General features: G+C 70.6%; 19 protein-coding genes and 1 pseudogene. 5 read left to right on the forward strand and 15 right to left on the reverse strand.

Going from position 1 to position 17,451, the window contains the following annotated elements; translation table 11 throughout:
• Positions 1 to 37: 37 nt before the first annotated feature.
• Positions 38 to 202, reverse strand: a complete 165-nt coding sequence (locus tag ACZ6DL_RS28405) for a hypothetical protein (protein ID WP_168434229.1) — start codon at positions 200 to 202, stop codon at positions 38 to 40.
• A 116-nt stretch (positions 203 to 318) separates the two neighbouring features.
• On the opposite strand from ACZ6DL_RS28405, the gene ACZ6DL_RS28410 reads away from it, so the two are divergent.
• On the forward strand, positions 319 to 993 hold the full coding sequence (locus tag ACZ6DL_RS28410; protein ID WP_466055656.1) for a class I SAM-dependent methyltransferase: 675 nt from the start codon (positions 319 to 321) through the stop codon (positions 991 to 993).
• A gap of 1 nt (position 994) precedes the next feature.
• Here the strand turns inward: ACZ6DL_RS28410 and ACZ6DL_RS28415 are convergent, their stop codons facing one another.
• From ACZ6DL_RS28415 to ACZ6DL_RS28425, 3 genes are read right to left on the reverse strand one after another with little or no spacing between them, the layout of a single operon-like run.
• On the reverse strand, positions 995 to 2,257 hold the full coding sequence (locus tag ACZ6DL_RS28415) for an acyl-CoA dehydrogenase family protein (protein WP_466055658.1): 1,263 nt from the start codon (positions 2,255 to 2,257) through the stop codon (positions 995 to 997).
• Between the two features lie 6 nt (positions 2,258 to 2,263).
• On the reverse strand, positions 2,264 to 3,262 hold the full coding sequence (locus ACZ6DL_RS28420) for a phosphotransferase family protein (RefSeq protein WP_466055660.1): 999 nt from the start codon (positions 3,260 to 3,262) through the stop codon (positions 2,264 to 2,266).
• Positions 3,259 to 3,555 carry a DUF6285 domain-containing protein gene (locus ACZ6DL_RS28425; protein WP_466055662.1) on the reverse strand — a complete coding sequence of 99 codons (297 nt, stop codon included), beginning with the start codon at positions 3,553 to 3,555 and terminating at the stop codon, positions 3,259 to 3,261. Before ACZ6DL_RS28425 ends, ACZ6DL_RS28420 begins: the two co-directional genes overlap by 4 nt.
• A 305-nt stretch (positions 3,556 to 3,860) precedes the next feature.
• Here ACZ6DL_RS28425 and ACZ6DL_RS28430 point away from each other — a divergent pair, with 305 nt between their 5' ends.
• Entirely contained in the window at positions 3,861 to 5,030 is a 1,170-nt protein-coding gene (locus tag ACZ6DL_RS28430; RefSeq protein WP_466055794.1) for a L,D-transpeptidase, read from the forward strand.
• A gap of 382 nt (positions 5,031 to 5,412) precedes the next feature.
• On the opposite strand, the gene ACZ6DL_RS28435 is transcribed toward ACZ6DL_RS28430, so the two are convergent.
• Positions 5,413 to 5,883 carry a winged helix-turn-helix transcriptional regulator gene (locus tag ACZ6DL_RS28435; RefSeq protein WP_466055664.1) on the reverse strand — a complete coding sequence of 157 codons (471 nt, stop codon included), beginning with the start codon at positions 5,881 to 5,883 and terminating at the stop codon, positions 5,413 to 5,415.
• A gap of 105 nt (positions 5,884 to 5,988) precedes the next feature.
• Here ACZ6DL_RS28435 and ACZ6DL_RS28440 point away from each other — a divergent pair, with 105 nt between their 5' ends.
• A complete protein-coding gene (locus ACZ6DL_RS28440) occupies positions 5,989 to 7,242 on the forward strand; it encodes a cytochrome P450 (protein ID WP_466055666.1) in 1,254 nt (417 codons plus the stop codon).
• Here ACZ6DL_RS28440 and ACZ6DL_RS28445 read toward each other — a convergent pair whose 3' ends face one another.
• From ACZ6DL_RS28445 to ACZ6DL_RS28455, 3 genes and pseudogenes are all read right to left on the reverse strand, one after another.
• Complete coding sequence (locus ACZ6DL_RS28445) at positions 7,243 to 7,932, reverse strand: SDR family NAD(P)-dependent oxidoreductase (protein WP_466055668.1); 690 nt, start codon at positions 7,930 to 7,932, stop codon at positions 7,243 to 7,245.
• Positions 7,929 to 8,381, reverse strand: coding sequence for an SRPBCC family protein (locus ACZ6DL_RS28450; protein WP_357959871.1), 453 nt, complete (start codon positions 8,379 to 8,381; stop codon positions 7,929 to 7,931). The genes ACZ6DL_RS28445 and ACZ6DL_RS28450 overlap by 4 nt, the downstream gene beginning before the upstream one ends.
• A gap of 399 nt (positions 8,382 to 8,780) precedes the next feature.
• Positions 8,781 to 9,890: pseudogene (locus ACZ6DL_RS28455) on the reverse strand (FUSC family protein); the annotation flags it as partial.
• Positions 9,891 to 10,119: 229 nt separating this feature from the next.
• Between ACZ6DL_RS28455 and ACZ6DL_RS28460 the strand changes: the two are divergent.
• Together ACZ6DL_RS28460 and ACZ6DL_RS28465 are read left to right on the forward strand one after the other, a co-directional pair.
• Positions 10,120 to 11,538, forward strand: a complete 1,419-nt coding sequence (locus tag ACZ6DL_RS28460) for an amidase (protein ID WP_466055670.1) — start codon at positions 10,120 to 10,122, stop codon at positions 11,536 to 11,538.
• Between the two features lie 230 nt (positions 11,539 to 11,768).
• On the forward strand, positions 11,769 to 11,960 hold the full coding sequence (locus ACZ6DL_RS28465; protein ID WP_466055672.1) for a hypothetical protein: 192 nt from the start codon (positions 11,769 to 11,771) through the stop codon (positions 11,958 to 11,960).
• 1 nt (position 11,961) lies between these two features.
• On the opposite strand, the gene ACZ6DL_RS28470 is transcribed toward ACZ6DL_RS28465, so the two are convergent.
• The 7 genes from ACZ6DL_RS28470 to ACZ6DL_RS28500 form a co-directional block, all read right to left on the reverse strand.
• Positions 11,962 to 12,966, reverse strand: a complete 1,005-nt coding sequence (locus ACZ6DL_RS28470; protein WP_466055674.1) for a cation diffusion facilitator family transporter — start codon at positions 12,964 to 12,966, stop codon at positions 11,962 to 11,964.
• A 135-nt stretch (positions 12,967 to 13,101) separates the two neighbouring features.
• Positions 13,102 to 13,470, reverse strand: a complete 369-nt coding sequence (gene crcB / locus ACZ6DL_RS28475; protein WP_062971773.1) for a fluoride efflux transporter CrcB — start codon at positions 13,468 to 13,470, stop codon at positions 13,102 to 13,104.
• Positions 13,467 to 13,961, reverse strand: a complete 495-nt coding sequence (crcB, locus tag ACZ6DL_RS28480) for a fluoride efflux transporter CrcB (RefSeq protein WP_466055677.1) — start codon at positions 13,959 to 13,961, stop codon at positions 13,467 to 13,469. The genes crcB (ACZ6DL_RS28475) and crcB (ACZ6DL_RS28480) overlap by 4 nt, the downstream gene beginning before the upstream one ends.
• A 57-nt stretch (positions 13,962 to 14,018) precedes the next feature.
• Positions 14,019 to 14,468 (reverse strand): universal stress protein, encoded by a 450-nt coding sequence (locus ACZ6DL_RS28485; RefSeq protein WP_391469025.1) that lies wholly within the window; start codon positions 14,466 to 14,468, stop codon positions 14,019 to 14,021.
• 58 nt (positions 14,469 to 14,526) lie between these two features.
• On the reverse strand, positions 14,527 to 15,879 hold the full coding sequence (locus ACZ6DL_RS28490; RefSeq protein WP_466055679.1) for a flavin monoamine oxidase family protein: 1,353 nt from the start codon (positions 15,877 to 15,879) through the stop codon (positions 14,527 to 14,529).
• A 228-nt stretch (positions 15,880 to 16,107) separates the two neighbouring features.
• Positions 16,108 to 16,731 (reverse strand): TetR/AcrR family transcriptional regulator, encoded by a 624-nt coding sequence (locus tag ACZ6DL_RS28495; protein WP_466055681.1) that lies wholly within the window; start codon positions 16,729 to 16,731, stop codon positions 16,108 to 16,110.
• 6 nt (positions 16,732 to 16,737) lie between these two features.
• A complete protein-coding gene (locus ACZ6DL_RS28500; RefSeq protein ID WP_466055683.1) occupies positions 16,738 to 17,424 on the reverse strand; it encodes a crotonase/enoyl-CoA hydratase family protein in 687 nt (228 codons plus the stop codon).
• Positions 17,425 to 17,451 lie beyond the last annotated feature (27 nt).

Genomic DNA, 17,451 nt, shown 5'->3' on the forward strand with positions numbered 1-17,451 from the left:
GCCCCTGGCACGGTTCCCGCACGGAACCGTGCCAGGCTTACTGATCCATGCCGCTGTGCCCGCTCGGCGTCGACTCGTCGGTCTCGAGTTCGGCGCCGGCCGGGTGCTCGTCGGCGTGCGTCGGCTTGGTGTGCTCGTCGGCGAAATCCGCGTCCTGCTGCATCGACTCCGCCGTCGTCGGATCGACATTCGGTGTGCTCATAACCCGCGCGTACCCAGCGGTGCGGCCCTGACGCACGCACCCCGGCCTCGGCGGGAAAGCAGGCTCGACAGTGGCGGGTTGACCTCGAGCACGGTTGAGGATGGAACATGGTGAGCATGACTCGTCCAGCTGATTTCTGGAACACCGTCTATGACAACGACACCGCCCCCTGGGTGATCGGCGAGCCGCAACCGGCCATCGTCGCGCTCGAGCGGGACGGCGGCATCACCGGACGCGTGCTCGACCCGGGCTGCGGCGCCGGTGAGCACACGATCCTGCTGACCAGGCTCGGGTACGACGTGCGCGGAATCGACATGTCGCCGAGCGCGGTGGCGTACGCGCGGGCCAACGCCGCCGAGCAGGGTGTGCCGTCGGCCGTCTTCGAGGTGGCCGACGCCCTCGCGCTCGGCGACCGGCCGGAGTTCGCCGGTGATCCGCCCGGCTCCGCGCCCGCGTTCGACACCATCGTCGACAGCGCGCTGTTCCACGTCTTCGGGACCGAGGACGAGCCGCGCGCCGCCTATGTCCGCAGCCTGCACGCGATCTGCAAGCCGGGCGGCACCGTCCATGTTCTCGCGCTCTCCGATGTCGAGCCGGGGTTCGGCCCGCGGATCAGCGACACCTTGATCCGGGAGTCGTTCCGCGACGGCTGGACGGTGGAAGACGTGCGGCAGGCGCGCTACCGGGGGCGGGTGACCGACCCGGTGGCCCAGGACGCGGCCAACCTGGAGGTTTCCGCGTCCGGCCACGTCGACCTCGCCGCGTGGCTGGCCCGGATCCGCCGCCTCTGAGTCACACGCCCTTCGGCGCTCTGCTTCCCATGAAACCGAACAGGTAGCCCGCCACCCGCCGCATCTGGATCTCCTCGGCGCCCTCGGTGATCCGGTAGCGCCGGTGGTGGCGGTAGATGTGCTCGAACGGCTTGTGCCGGGAGTAGCCGAGGCCGCCGTGCACCTGCATAGCGCGGTCGGCGGCCTCGCAGCACAACCGGTTGGCCCAGTAGTTGCACATCGAGACCTGCTCGGAGACGGCGAACGTGCCGTAGGTGTCCATCGACCAGGCGGTCTTGTGGATCAGGGCGCGCAACATCTCGCACTGGGTGTGCAGCTCCACCAAGGGGAACTGGATCGCCTGGTTGGCGGCCAGCGGCTTGCCGAAGGGCTTGCGCTGTTTGGCGTAGGCCACCGACTCGTCGATGCAGTACTGCGCCGCACCCAGACTGGACGCGGCCTGGCGGATCCGGTTCTCGTTGAAGAAGTGCTGCACCACCGCCAGGCCGCGCCCTTCGCCACCGAAGACGGCGCTGTCGGGGACCCGGACGCCGTTCAGGGAGACACGGGCGTGGTCGGTGGGCATGTTGAAAGTCCAGAGGTATTCCTCGACGACGAAGCCCGGGGCGTCGGTGGGCACCAGGAAGGCGGTGATGCCCGCCGCGTCGCCGGGGCCGCCGGAGGTGCGCGCGAAGATCAGGTCGGCGTCGGCGATGTGCACGCCGGTGTTCCAGGTCTTCTGCCCGGTGATCACCCAGTCGTCGCCGTCGCGGACCGCCGCGGTCTCCATGTGGGTGGCGTCGGAGCCGTGCTCGGGTTCGGTGATGCCGAAGGCGAAGAACTTCGTCCCCGAGGCCAAGCCGTCCACCCACTCCGCCCGCTGCGCGGGTGTGCCGTGTTCGAGCATGAGCAGCAGGCCGACGTTGTTGGCGACGATGGCGTGCTCGTTCTGCAGATCGCAGTGCAGGCCGAGGCCGCGCCGGGCCAGGTGCTCGCGGATCACGGCCATGCCCAGGTTGGTGCCGTCCCGGCCGCCGTACTGCGCGGGGAACGCGTACCGCAGGTGCCCGGCGGCGTCGGCGCGCCTGCGCACCTCGGCCAGCAGGTCCTCCCATCGCGCGTTCGGCAGGCCGCCGCGCTCCCAGTCGGTGCGGGCGTCCTCGCGGCGGTGGTCGAAGAAGCGGATGTTGTCGTCGGCCTGCTCGAGCGGCGTGATCTCGCGCTCGATGAACGCGTCGAGTTCGGCCAGGTAGTCGACCAGTTCCGCGGGTAGCTCGAAATCCATCGGGCATCAGCCTTTCGCAGTGGGTCGGATCTGCATCAGCAGGTCCCATTCGATTTCCGACACGCGGCGCCCGCTGGCCGCCATCACGATGTCTCGCACGCTGCCGTCCGAGTGTGCCGCGGCCTGCCCGGCAAGCCCGATGCCCCAGGCGAGCGTGCACATCACCTTCCACCAGCGGAACCGGTCCTCGTCGAAACCGCCGCCAGCGCGCCGGTAGCCGCGCACGAACGCGGCGCGGCCCGCTAGCCCGCCGAATTCCCGGTCGTCCGCGCGGAAGCGCCACATGCGCAGCGCGGGCCAGGCCACGTCGCGCATCGGATCGCCGTGGCGCTGCGCGCCTTCCCAGTCCAGCACGGCTCGCAGGCCGTCGGGCCCGACGACGATGTTGCCGTTGCGCATGTCGGTGTGCAGCAGCGCGGTGCGGGGCGGCGCGGGCGGGCAGTGGCGTTCCAGCCAGCGCAGCGCGAGGGCGAACACCGGCCGGTCCGGCAAGAGCGCGCGCACGTGCTCGCCCGCCTCGGTCAGCTGGCGTTCCGGATCGGCGGCCGCTTCGGGCAGGCGATCGGGCGCGATCGCGGGGTCGATGGCATGCAGACGGCCCATGGCCTCACCGAGCTGTTCGGCCACTCGTTCGCCGAGACCCGCCGCCTCCGTCAGCCGTAATACCTTGCGGGGCACGGTTTCCCCGTTCACCCGTTCGGAGACCACGAAAGGCCCGCCGACATAGGCGCTGTCGGTACAGATCGCCACCACGGGAGGTACCGGCACACCGTGCGTCCGTGCCAGTTCGCGGACGGCGGCCTCCACGTCGACCGGAACCAGCTCGATCGCGCTCGGCACGATGGTCGCGACCAAGCGTCGCGTCCCGCCCTCCAGGTCGGTTTCGAAGGCGACGTTACGGCGACGGGCGCCCGCGGAGAGGTATTCGACGTTCGACACCGTCACCGCGTGGCCGCTCCCCGACTCGAGGAACCGGGCCAAACCGCGTGCCAGGTCGGCGCTCACTCGCCCGCCCAGGCGTCGTACCCGGGTTTGGCGATCGCCAGATCGGCCCGCACGATCGAAACCAGCGCTTCCCAGAGTCGCTCGTCATCCCCCTCGGCCACCGCGTCGAGCAGCTCGCGCTCGTGCTCGGCCGCGGCGGGTCCCGATTCGATCTCCCTGCGCACGATCCTGGCGAGATTGGCGCCCACCCGCGCCTTGTGCTGCAACCCCGCGGGCAGGGCGGGCAGCAGCGTCTGCTCGAGCAATTCGGCGATCGATTCCAGCAGCTCCGCTGCCGATGGGCGATTCTGCATGCGTTCCCCTCGGTCGGTTCCGGCCCCCAGCATGGCACGCACCGGTACCCTCCCGATCGGCACTTTCGGCCGTCGCCCCTGGCCGCGCATCCGCGACGATCCCGCCGGCGAGTCGCTTTCTGTGTGCTGGCTGGGAATCTGCCGTGGACCCTTCTTCGCACGAGGTCGCGCATGGTCGCGGTCGGTAAAATGCGAGAGGGCAGTAGGCGCGGGGTGCGCCATTCGTTGTGGTGGGCTGAAACAGGAGAAATGCATTGGCGACCAGTCGCGTCCGATCCGGAGTCGTCGCGGGGATCGCCCTGGTCATGGCGGTGATCGTGGCGGCGTGCTCGTCGTCCGAGCCGGGCGGTACGCCGGGAGCGGCAGGCCCTGCGCCCTCGCCCCTCACCATCACGCCCGCGTCGGGGGCCCGCAACGTCGATCCGCTCGCCCCGATCCAGGTCAGCACCTCCGAGGGGCAACTGACCTCGGTCACCATGACCAACGAGCAGGGCAACGCCGTCGAGGGGATCATGACGCCGGACAAGACGGCCTGGAAGCCCACCGAGCCGCTCGGCTACGGCCGCACCTACACGGTGACCGCGGAAGGGCTCACCGTCACCGGCAGGACCGGGCCGGCCACCGCGACCTTCTCCACGCTGACCCCGAACAATCAGACGAAGGTGTCGCTGACCACCACGGGCGGCACTCCACTGTCCGACGGCGGCACGTTCGGGGTGGGCACCGTGGTGGTGGCCCACTTCGACGAGGACGTCCCCGACCGCGCCGTCGCCGAGAAGCACTTGTCGGTCACCACCGACCCGCCGGTGGAGGGATCCTGGTACTGGCTGGACGATCGCAATGTGCACTGGCGTCCGCGGGAGTACTACACCCCGGGCACCAAGGTCAGTGTGGCGGCGAACATCTACGGCCAGGAACTCGGCCGCGGCCTCTACGGCCAGGAGGACACCAAGACCACGTTCACCATCGGCGCGTCGCACGTCTCGATCGCCGACGACAACACCAAGCAGATCCAGGTCTTCGAGAACGGCAAGCTGATCCGCACCATGCCGACCTCTATGGGCATGGGCGGCAGCGAGGTCATCGGCGGCAAGACGCTCACGTTCTGGACCCAGCCCGGGATCTACACGGTGATGGACAAGGCCAATCCGGTGATCATGGACTCCTCCACCTACGGCCTGCCGATCAACTCCCGCCTGGGCTACAAGGAGTCCATCGGCTGGGCGACCCGGATCAGCACCGACGGCATCTACCTGCACCAGCTCGACTCCACGATCTGGGCCCAGGGCAACACCGACGTCTCGCACGGCTGCCTCAATCTCAGCGGCGAGAACGCCCAGTGGTTCTTCAATTTCGCCGTCCCCGGTGACGTCGTGGAGATCCGCAACACCGGAGGCGCCCCGCTGGAGGTCTGGCAGAACGGTGACTGGGGGCTGCCGTGGGATCAGTGGGTGCAAGGCAGCGCGCTTCGATAGGGTCCGTCCGGCCGACACGCTGGCCGCCCTTGCCGATGCCGGGAAGCTGCACTACATTCCTGCACTCGCGAGACCAATCGGTCTCCAATCCCTGCGCGGCGTACCCGCGACGGCACCGCGCGGGACCCGCGTTGACGATCGGAGCCGGCTCGATGGCGATGCTGCTGTACTACCTACTCCTACCGCTCTATCTCGCCGAGGCATTAGTCAACCAGCTGCACTGAGCGCCGCTCGGCCGCAACACACTTCAGCGGGCCGCTCCCGCGATCGACGCGCTGCGCTCCGCCTACCCGCTCTCCTACCGCTCGGACCAGGTGACGCCCACCGCGAGTTCGATGCGACGTCAGCGCCGATGCCCGGATGCTCGGCCCGAGCGATCTTCTCAACCGGCCTGTTCGGGGCCCGGTGGCTGGTGGAAGCCGGGGCCCGCCTTCGGTTCGACCTCGCGTGGGTCGATCGGCTCGCGGCAGTGGTCGCAGACCAGCATGGGTGAGGTCTCCTCCCCGCAGGTGCGATGTTCCAGGACGACCGGCCTGCCCTCCGGCCCGACCAGGTGGTGATCACCCCAGACCATCATCGCCGTGACGATCGGATACAACTCGCGGCCCGCGGCGGTGAGGTGGTAGTCGACGCGCCCGCCGCCGTGGTCGGTGCGAGTGAAGATGCCCGCGTCGATCAGCATGCGCAGGCGGCTGGTGAGCAGGTTGCGGTTGGTGATGCCGATATTGCGAGCGAAATCGCTGAAACGATGCACCCCGAAGAACGCCTCGGCGATGAGCAGGATGGTCCACCGGTCGCCGAGCAGTTCGACGACGCGGGTGACCGAATCGTCGACCGGGCGCCGCAGTGTCATGGCGCTATTTTCGCATCCCGTCACGGTATTGCTTTCCTACTGGCGGTATCGGAATAATACCGGCAAGACCGATGCCCGTTCCGGGCCGGACAGCTGGGAGCGTCGATGACGACCACGAACCACCCGACCGACGATTACGTGCGCCTGCTCGACCCCGCGGTGCGGCCGGATCCGTACCCGCTGTTCGCGCGGCTGCGCGACTGCGGCGCGTTCCGGATCGGCACCGCGCCGGTGGTCGTGCTGACCCGCTACGCCGACTGCGCCGCGGTACTGCGCGATCCGCGCGCGAGCGTCGACCGGTCACTGGCCCGGTTGCAGCTCGGCTCGATGCCGATCTACGACGGGACCCGCGAAGACGGTGCGGCACAGGCGAAACCGTCGTTCCTGTTCCTCGACCCGCCCGATCACACTCGCCTGCGCCGCCTGGTGTCCAAGGCGTTCACCCCGCGCGTCGTGCGGCAGCTGGAGCCCCGGATCACCGAGATCGTCGACGACTTGCTCGACCAGCGCGCTCCTACGGGACGATTCGACGCCGTCGACCACTTGGCCTATCCGCTGCCGGTGACCGTCATCTGCGAACTGCTCGGCGTCCCGCTGGCGGACGAGGCGCGGTTGAGCGCCTGGTCGGCGCTGCTGTCTCGCACGCTCGACCCGACGTCGCGCGCGGCCGCTCAATTCCGCGCCGACCCCGCCGAGATCCGGCGCGCCGGGACCGAATTGCACGCCTACTTCGAAGAACTCATCGACCGCCGCAGGCGCACCCCGGGCCCGGATCTGCTGTCCGAACTCATCGCCGCCGAAGACGCCGGGGACGTGCTCACCCACGCGGAACTGATCTCGACCTGCGCGCTGTTGCTGGTCGCCGGGCACGAGACCACCGTCAACCTGATCGCCAACGCGATCCTCGCCCTGCTGCGCAGGCCGGAGGAACTCGCCGCCCTCCGTGCGGATCCGGACCGGGCGGCGGGCGTCGTCGAGGAGACGCTGCGCTTCGACCCTCCGGTCCAGCTGATCCCGCGCGTAGCCGCCGACGGGCTCAGCATCGGCGGCATGGATATCGAGCCCGGCGATCTGGTGGTACTGCTGATCGCCGCCGCGCACCGCGACCCGTCGGTGTTCGGCGACCCCGACCGATTCGATCCGGCGCGCGAGAACCGCCACCTGGCCTTCGGCCTCGGGGCGCATTTCTGCCTCGGCGCTCCCCTGGCTCGCTTGGAGGCGCGAGTGGCGTTGACCCGGTTCGCGCAACGAGTCGAAGACCCCTCGCTGCCGGTGGACCCGCCGCCGTACCGGAAACACGTGAATCTGCGCGGGCCCGCGCATCTGCCCGTCGAGTTCGCGGCGATCCGGCCCAGGTAGTCAGCCGTCGTAGGAGACGTGCGGCGTCCACCCCTCGACGGGGCGGGTGGCCGCCGCGTGCAGCGCCGCGGCGACCCGGTCCCGCGTGAACGCGCCTTCGCCCAGCACCCCGTTGACCTGCACCGCGACGGCCCGTACGCCGACGGGCGCGAGGGTGGCGTCCAAGCTGGTGACCAGGTTGCGCACCGCCGCCTTCTGGACGCCGAGCGAGGCGGCCCGGTGCCACGGCTTGTCCGCGGCCGCACTGCCGGTGACCAGCACGCGGGCGCCATCGGCCAGGAATGGACGCGCCGCCTGGACCGCGGGCAGCAAAGCCGCGGCGCCCACGGTGAAGTCCTCGATCAACGCGGCGACCGAGAGCTGCAACGGATCGGCCTCACGGAAGATGCTGGGATTGAAGTGCAACACGTCGATGCGGCCGTAGCGCTCGCCCACCTCGGCGACGACCCGGCCCACATCGGCGGGATCGCGCAGATCCACCCCGGCGCCCTCCGCGTGGAACCCCTGCTCGCGCAACCGCGCCGCCAGCGGTTCGGCCTCCTCGGGTAACCGGCAGGCCAGCACGGTGGTGAAGCCGTCGGCGGCGAACAGGCCCGCGACCGACAGCCCGACACCGGGACCGGCGCCGAGCACGAGCAGCACGGGAGCAGTCGCGGTTTCCGTGGCCGGGCGGCTGTCGGGCGGGGTCATTCGACGACGGCCTTGATCCGGTTCAGCGTCTCGCGCATGCCCTCGACGTTGGTCTTGCCGCGCGTCCACCCGGCGAGCAACCAGTACAGCCGCAGCACAGGGTTGCTGTGCAGTTGGAACGACTCGGTGACATCGGTGCCGCCGTCGACCGGTTCGAAGACGTAGCGCCATGTGTTGACCGGCATGCCCTTCGGTCCGAGCACGGTGAACGCGAACTCGCGACCGGGCTCGCAGGCGACGATGCGGCACACGGTGGCGTACTTCAGCCCCCAGCCGTTGCGGTTGACGTGGCCGCGGAACTTCACGCCCACCGCGGGCCCGGTGGCGCCGCCGAGCCACTCCGCGGCGAACGTCTCCGGACTGAACCGCCCGGTGTTCTCGATGTCACTCACCAGTTCCCAGATCTTGTCGGCGGGGGCGGCCATCCGGACGGTCACGCTGTCATGCATGCGCCGAACGCTAGCAGGCGGTCCCCCCGTCGCCTCCGGGTCGAACCGGGCTGCCGTCAGGCGGGCCGCCCAGCCATCCACGTCGGACAGCCGATGTCCGGGTTGCAGCACCCAGCAAGCGGCCAGCAGATCGTGGCCGAAGTGCGCGAGGGCCGCGTGCTCCGGCCAGTACTCGCTGGTCCACTCGGGATCGTCGGTCGCCGAGTCGATGCCGCTGCGGACCACGCCGACCAGTTCGAATTGCAGATGCTGGACCAGCACCCACGCTTCGGCGTCCATCGGCTTGCGGCGCAGGTGGTCGAGCAGGGCGCGGGCGGCGGCGCGCACCCGGTGTTCCATCCAACGGAAGGTGCGCCGGTGCCCGTGGGGCGCGACGCCGTGCAGTGCCAGCACGGCGACGGCGACGCCGATCATCGTCTCCCACAGCCGATCGCGGATCACCGGCCCGATCGGGCCGCCCGTGGTGGCGACCCCGCCCGCGATCAGCGCGACCGGCGTGATGAAGACGACGGCCAGCGCGTAATTCCGCGGCACGAACAGCTCGATGCAGAACTGCAACGCGGCGACCAGTGCGATCAGCGCGTACCCGGTCGGCCCGAGCTGGTAGATGAGCGCGAACAGCCCGAGGCCCGCGATCGTTCCGACGAACCGGTGAATGGCCCGCACTTGCCCGCGCACGCGATCGGGCCCGGCTTGCAGGACGATGAGGGCGCTGAGCACCGCCCAGTGCGGCCGGTCCAGACCGAGCAGCGCGCTCAGCGCACCCGCGCCCACACAGCCGACGGCGACGCGCATCGCGCTGATGGCCGCGTGCGAGGAGAACGACACGGAGCGCCGCAGCCGGAAGCCGACGCCCGGCCGGGCGAACGAGACCAGCGGATCGACCAGCAGATCGTCGGTGTCGTCGTCGGGAACGTGCCCGGCGAGGCCGCGCCGCGCGCCCTGCAGGGTGGCCAGCAGTTCGGCTTCCCGGGGGTCCGAGGGCAGGCCCGCGTCGTACACCGCCGCCCACGCGTCCGCCATCGCCGCGCCCGCCCGGTGGCGCAGGTCGATGGCGGGCGTCCCCGCCTCCCGGGCCGCGACGTAGGCGTCGACCGCCCGGACCGCCGCGTCGACCGCGATCCGTTCGGGCTTGCGGCGATCACGCAGCACCCCGGCCATCGAGACGACGACCGACGCGACCACACCGCAGGCCGTACAGAGCAACAGCGTCTCCACAGCGGCCCCGGCCTCGGCGGCTTTCATCGCTCCGGCGCAGACCAGCGCGAAGAACAGCGCCCCCGGCGGACCGAGCCGCAGGGCATCGATGACGAACACGGCCACGACCGCGATCGCCGACACCACGAGCACCATGAGCAGCGACGAACCGAACCCCGCGTCCAGCACTCCGCCGATCAGCGCGCCGGTGCCACAGGCGGCGAGCAGCGCCGATCCGGCCGTCAGCACGACCCGGCCGCGCACCCGGAACGGCCGCCCCTCGCCGTAGAGCACCGCGAAGGCGCCGAACATGACGAACACGGCCGCGTCCCCATGTCCCAGACCGGTGACGATCGCGGCGGGGACGGCGAACGCCAGCGCGGCACGCACCGCCACGCTCCACCGCCTGCCCGCGGGCGGCAGGGCGAACAACAGCGAGCCGACCCGGCCCTTCGGCGGCACCGGATCCGGATATGTCGCCGCCACCTGCTGTCCTTTCCGCTCTGGACGAGCTGCCTGCTGCACACATTAGATTCGGGGGATGACCGCCGACGCTCATATTCCACTACCCACGCGCGTCCACGCCTTTGGTGACGACGCGCTCGGTGACCACGACGCCGTCGCCCTGGCCGCCCTGGTGCGCGACGGCGAGCTCTCGCCAGGTGAACTCGCCGCCGCCGCGGCGGCGCGCGCCGGGCAGGTCGAAGAGCTGGCGGCCGTCGCCTACCCGAGCTATGCGCAACCGCTGCTGCCCGCCGACCGGACCGGCGCCTTGTATGGCGTGCCCAGTTTCGTGAAGGACAACACCGACGTGGCCGGGATGCCGACGAATCAGGGCACCGCCGCGTTCCGCGCGCGCCCCGCCGGTGCGCACAGCGGCTACACCCGGCAGTTCCTCAGCACCGGCCTCACCGTTCTCGGCAAGAGCGCCATGCCCGAATTCGGCTTCAACGCCAGCAGTGAGACGCCGCACCTCGCGCCCACCCGCAACCCGTGGCACACCGCCTATTCGGTGGGCGGCTCGTCCGGCGGGGCCGCCGCGCTGGTGGCGGCGGGTGTCGTCCCGATCGCGCACGGCAACGACGGCGGCGGATCGATCCGGATTCCCGCGGCGTGCGCCGGACTGGTCGGCTTGAAGCCGACGCGGGGACGGCATGTGGTGTCCGGGCTGGCGCGCACGTTGCCGGTCGACATCGTCAGTGAAGGAGTGCTGACCAGGACGGTGCGCGACACGGCGGTGTACACCGCGGCGGCCGAACAGTACTGGCGCAATCCGGCGCTGCCACCGATCGGCCGCGTCGACGGCCCTCCGACCCGGCGCATGCGGATAGCGGTCGTGCTCGACAACCTCGCAGGGCCGCTGGCCGCCGGTCCGACCCGGGAGGCAGTCGAAAATGTGGCGCGTGTCCTCGAGGCAGGAGGCCATTCGGTCGAGCCGGTCCCGCTGCCGTTCGACGCGACGATCGAACGCGCCTTCCTGCACTACTGGGGCCTGCTCGCGGCCGCGATCACCACGACGGGACGGTTCCTCGACCGCCGATTCGACGCGCGCCGCGTGGACGACCTCACCGTCGGCCTGCGCGCCCTCTTCCTCCGCCGGGCCTTGCACGCTCCGCTCACGCTCTACCGACTACGCGCGGCGGCGGCCACCTACGAACAGGCACTCGGGCCCTACGACGCGGTGCTACTTCCCACGCTCGGCCACACCACGCCGGAACTCGGCTACCTCAGCCCGACCGTGCCGTTCGACGAACTCATCGACCGGTTGCGCGCCTACGTCTGCTTCACTCCGATCAACAACATCACCGGGACGCCGGCCGTCACCGTTCCCGCGGGCCTGACCGATGCGGGGCTGCCTGTCGGTGTGCAGTTCGCCGCCACCCGCGGCAACGAACGCACCCTGCTGGAGCTGGCCTATCTGGTGGAGGCCGAGCGGCCCTTCCCCCGCCTGGATCGCTGACCGTTCCGGCCCGAATAAGATTAGGCTGAGTCCGCTCGTCCGGGCGGACGGCCTCCTGCGCGACCCGGACTGCGTCCGAATATTCGACGCACTCGACTACGAGCGGGCCTTCGGCGCGCCCGACGGCACGCACGCGGTGCGGTCGCTGCGTTTCGATCAGGCGCTGCGGCCCTGGCTCGCGGCGCATCCCGGCGGCACCGTCGTCGCCACCGCACTACACGGTGCCGCCGATGCCGCGGGGCGTCAAACGTAGCCACGCGGCGCGACTGCTGCGCGAATGGAGCCCGCGGGTGGCGGAGGTGACGACGACGTCGTTCAGCCCTTCCCGCGGTCCGCTCGCGGTGAGCCTTCCGCTGTTCGAGCGCCTTCCGGTGCTACGGGACATCCCGCCCGCCATCGTCCATGCGCGTGGTGCCCGGTAGGTCAGGACGCGGCGTTCGCCGCGGACGACGGGCGGTCGCGGTGCACCGGGCCGTGGGCGTCGTCGCAGTGGTCCTCCAGCACCGGCAGCAGGCGCTGCGCCTCCGCGCCGGCCGAGGAGGTGACGGCGTGGCTGTGATCGACCTGCAACGTGGTGTGGGTGATGCCGTAGTCGTGGTCGAGCAGATGCTCGATCCGCTGACGCAGTCCGTGGCAGTCCACACCCGCGCCCACCAGCACATGCGCCGACAGGGCGATGTCGCCGGAGGTGATCTGCCAGACGTGCAGGTCGTGCACCTCGTCGACGCCCTCGATGTCCACCAGCCCGCGCCCGAGCGCGTCCGGATCGACGCCCGCGGGCGCCGCCTCCAAGAAGATCCGGCCGGATTCGCGCACCAGCCCGAGCCCCGCCTTGACCATCAGCGCGACGACGATCAGCGTGGCGATCGCGTCCGCCCTGGCGAAACCGGTGGTCAGCACGACCAGGCCGGCCACGGCGGTGGCGATGAACCCGTAGAGGTCGTTGAGCACATGCTGGAAGGCGCCCTCCACATTGAGACTGGAGCGGTTGGCCTTGCTGATCGCCCAGGTGGCCGCGATGTTGACCACCACACCGGCCAGCGCGGTCGCCAGCACGAGGCCGCCGGTCACCTCGGGCGGCTCCAGCAGACGGCGCACGGCCTCGTAGGTGAGCCAGCCCGCCAGCACGAGCAACGTGACTCCGTTGGCCTGCGCCGAGAGGATCTCGGCGCGCTTGTACCCGTAGGTGTACTTGCCGTTCGCCGGGCGGGCCGCGAGCCGGATCGCGATGAGCGCGAGGACAATGGACGCGGCGTCGGTGAGCATGTGCGCCGCGTCCGACAGCAGGGCCAGCGAGTTTGCCAGCACGCCGATCACGACCTCGACCGACATGAAACCGACGATGAGGGCCAGCGCGATGGTCAGCCACCTGCGATCGGCCGCACCCGACAGCCCGTGCCCGTGCGCGTGACCATGTTCGTGTCCCATCGACCCAGACCCCTTCCACCACCGAATGTATGCGCATATCTGCATCTGTCACGTCAGCTTAGCCGACCCCGAGCGGCGTGCGACAGCGCAGTGGAGTGAGCTGGATCACGTCGCACACGCGCTCGTCGGCGCGGGTCAGCCGAACAGGGCGTGCACTGCCGCATAGGTCGACACCGTCGCGATCAGCCCTGCGCAGACACTGACCACCACGTTCATCGCCGCGAAGAAATAGGCGCCGCGCTCGGCCAGCCGCACGGTTTCGTAAGCGAAGGTGCTGTAGGTGGTCAGCGCCCCGCAGAATCCGGTGCCGAGCAGGACGAACAGCGGCGAGGCCAGCGCCGTCCCCGCTCCGCTGAGCGCGCCGAGCACGAGACAGCCGATCAGATTGACCGAGAACGTGCCCCAGGGGAACAGGCTGTCGCGGCGATCCTGCACCGCACGGTCGATGAGATACCGCAACGGCGCGCCGATCGCACCCCCTACGAGAACCAGAAGCACGGTCATGACGCCCTCCTCCACCCGCGCCGCAGGCGCTCGTATCCGGCCCTGGTGAGCCACATGGCGATGAGGGTGGCCAGGAGGGCGCAGATCAGGGTGCCCGCCAGATAACCGGCCGCGACGACGATCGTGCCCGGTCGCAGCAGACCGCGGACCTCGTTGGCGTACGTCGAGAAGGTCGTGAACCCGCCCAGCACGCCCACCCCGAGGAAAGGACGCAGCAACCGGTGGACAGTCCAGATCTCGGTCACCGCGACCATGAGCACGCCGATCGCGAAGCAGCCCGCGACATTGGTGACGAAGGTGGCCAGCGGGAAGTGCCCCTGGCGGCCGGGCAACCCCTGGGCGAGACCGTAGCGCGCGAGCGCACCGAGCGCCCCACCGAGGGCGACGACCACCGAGGCCCAGCCGTGGGTTCGCCAGAAATCCCGCCGTCGCGCGGTGCCTCGCGCGCGATCGGCGATGCCTGCCGGTTGCTCGGTCAGCTCATCGGTCACGCAGAACTCTTACCCGAAGCCTGCGCGGCGGCGCCACCGCGGGCAACGACGCCGCACTCACCGCTGCCCGGCCTTCTCGACGCCGTCGTGTGCGACGAGAACCGAACACCCGACGTGCCGTGCGGCCTTCTCCGCGGTGCTGCCCATGAAACGCCCCCAGATGCCCGAGTGCCCACTGCGCCCAAGCACCAGCAGGTCGGCATCGTGATCGGCGGCGGCCGTGGCCAGTTCCCGCGCCGCCTGACCCGCGCGGAGTTCGGCCCGCACCGCGATGCCGCGCTGTTCGGCGGTCTCGGCGGCGGTGGCGAGCCATCGGCGGCAGGTCTGTTCCCCGATCGAGCGTTCGTCCTCGATCTCACCGACCACCGGGCCGTAGTGCGGCAGATACTCTTCGACCGCGACGACCGTGAGGGCGGCGTGGTGCACCGTCGCCAAGTCGAGCGCCATCGTCAAGGCGGCCCTGGCGCCGGGCGAGTCGTCGTAACCCACCACGATCCGCTGGAACACCTCTCCATTGTGATCCCTCCCCCAGGCCGGAGCCAGCCTTCTGGCAACCTTGCGGCAATCAGGCTGTGGCGACGGCACGATCGGCCGCCAGCACTTCGGCGGCCGCGCGCTCGCCCGAGCGGATCGCCCCCTCGATGTAGCCCGACCATTCCGTGGCTGTTTCGCTTCCGGCCCAGTGGATCGCGCCGACCGGGTGGCGCAGCGCCGAGCCGAGGGTGGTCAGGACGCCCGGCGGGAAGAAGGAGTTGTAGCCGCCGCGGGCGAATGGGTCGTCGGCCCAGACCTTTTCGTGCCACTCGATCGGCTCGCGGGCGACGTGCCCGAAAGCGCGCACGAGCGAACCGATGATCATGGCGCGTCGCTCGCCATGGGGAAGGGCGGCCAGCCGTTGCGCGGCCCGGCCTGGCACCAGCGCGCCGAGCACGCCCGGACCGCCGGGGCGGGTCGCGTCGAAGGTGACCGGCACTGGATCGTGCAGGTTCAGCGACTGGCCGGTGAACGAGTCGTCGCGCCAGAACGGCCGCTCGTAGACCGCGAACGATTTCAGGACCGAGCCCATCGGCATGCGCTGGGTCAGTTGGTCCCGCGCGGCGGGCAGCGGTGGGTCGTAGGCGATGCGTCCGGCCAGGGTGGGCGGCACCGCCACGACCACGTGCCCGGCGTCGACGTCACCGGAGTCGGCGCTCACCCGCACACCGTCCGCCCTCCGACGGATACTCGTGACCGCCGCGCCGAGACGCACCGCGTCGCCCAGTTCGGCGGCGATCGCCAGCGCGGGCCCATCGGCGCCGTCGACGAACAGGCGGGTCACCGTCTCGGCGGTGATCCCCGCCTCGACGCCGCCCGCCGAGCGAATCGTGGTGAGCAGACCGAGCATCGAGATGCTGCCCACGTCGACGCACAGCTCCTCACCGATCATCACCTCCGCCAGGTTCCGCGCGCGCCGCTCCGGCACGTTCCGGCGCAACCAGGTCGCCGCGGTCATCGCGTCCAGCCGGTCCGCGCCCGGTGTGGTCCACGGGCGGGCGAGGTCGATGCGGGCGGCCATCCGTTCCATCCGCCACATGGCCTGGGCGAGCACGAGCAGGACGAACGCCGGAAGCGGCGGGCGGGCGCCCGCGAACGGCCGCCGGACCACTCCCTCGACCAGCAGGTCGACCCCTTCGGGCGGCGCGTAGGTCGCGGCGCCGTACTGCTCGGCCAGCGCGGCGAATCGCGTGTGCGCGCCCGAGATCCACTGTCCGCCCAGATCGACTGCCCATCCGCCCCCGACCCGCGCGGTCAGCGTGCGACCGCCCACACGGTCACTCGCCTCCAGGACGACGACATCCCGACCGGCCGCTCGCAACGTCCGCGCCGCACACAGCCCGGCATATCCCGCCCCGACGACTACCACGTCCGCACGGTCCATGGTGGCCTCCCGTCGCCGCACCGTAACTCGACAACCACTGTCGATCACCCGTGGCCGATCCGCAACCGGCACGGAGATCCGCGTGCGAGCCGACGGCCATCGGTGCCGTGCGGCCCGGGCCGCATGGCGGTGAACAGCAGTCGACGGTGTGCCGACCAGTTCGTGCATCGGTGGGCAGTCACCGCGCCACGCTCGGCGCGGACCCGTGTCTCGCTACTGCATCGTTCGTCACGTCCCGGCCTCGTGGTGAGCAGCGGTCGCGTCGAGCGGCTGACGCCTCAGCGTGGCGAGGGCGGCTACGGCGGCATCCTGGAAGGTCGCGGTCAGCGAGCGCGGCGGCGGCGACACGCGCCCGCGCACCCATTGCCTGCAATACTCCTGCGCCGGTCCGACGCAGATCGCGTGGGCCACCGGATAGCCCTCGCCGCCCACGTCCTCGGTTCCGAGCAACTCTCGGTACCTGCGCCGCAGCGCGCCGAAGAAGGCCCGATTGTGCTGTGCCAGTTCGGGCTCGGCGGCGCGCGCCACCTCGTCCGGCAACGTGGCGAACAGGAAGCGGGCGAGATCGCGATGATCCTGCACCCAGCCGAGATGGGCCGCGAGCATCGCGCGGATCGCCTGCTCGGGAGCGATATCCGGCGCGTCGAGGTGGTCCAGTACCGTCCGCTGATAGTCGAGCATCCCGGAGACGTAGACCGCGGCGGCCAATTCGGCTTTCGACCCGAACGCGTGGAACATGCTGCCGCTGGACAAGCCCAGCCGATCGCGCACGGCGGCCATCGTGAACGACGGATACCCCTTGGCCAGGAGCTGTTCGGTCGCCTCGGCCAGGATCCGCTCCCTGGTGCGCACGGCCCGCTACGCGGCGAACTCGGCGTCGATGCCGGAACGGATCGCGGCGAGCACCTGCGCACGCACCCGCAGTTTCGTCCCGGCGTGCGCCGCGAAGTCGATTCCGGTCAATCGGCGCGCTTCGGCCGTCGCGCGCGTGCGCAGGTCGTCCGCGTCGGCGGCGAGCACGTCGAGAAAGCCCGATTCCCTGGCTTCCTCGGGCCCGACCAGGATTCCGGTGTTCGCCGCCCGGTCGAATCCGGGCGCGGTGAGCCGGTGCCGTGCCGCCTCCACGCCGTAGTGCGGGATGGTCAGCCCGATGGCGACCTCGTTGAGGCCCAATTTGAAATCCCCCGTGACACCGAATCGCACGTCCGTGGCCAGCAGCGTGAACGCTCCCTGGGCGATCGCGTGCCCCGGACAGGCCGCCACGACGGGATACGGGAAACCGAGCAGCCGATGGACCAGGTTGCCGCCCGCTCGCAGGGTACGGCGGATGTCGTCGGCGGAACGGGAGAACGTCGCCAGATCGTAGCCGGCCGAGAACATCCCAGGGCGCCCGGTCAACAGGACGACCGCCCGGTCGGCCTCGGCCCGGTCCAGGGCGGCGGCGATGGCGGCGATCATGTTCTCGGACATGACATTCGCCTTGCCGTCATCGAGCGTGATCGTGGCGACCCCGTCGTCGAGCCGGTAGGTGACGAGTTCGGTCATGGCAGCCTCCTCTAGAGCGAGACTCTA

Source organism: Nocardia sp. NPDC041819 (genome assembly GCF_055590505.1).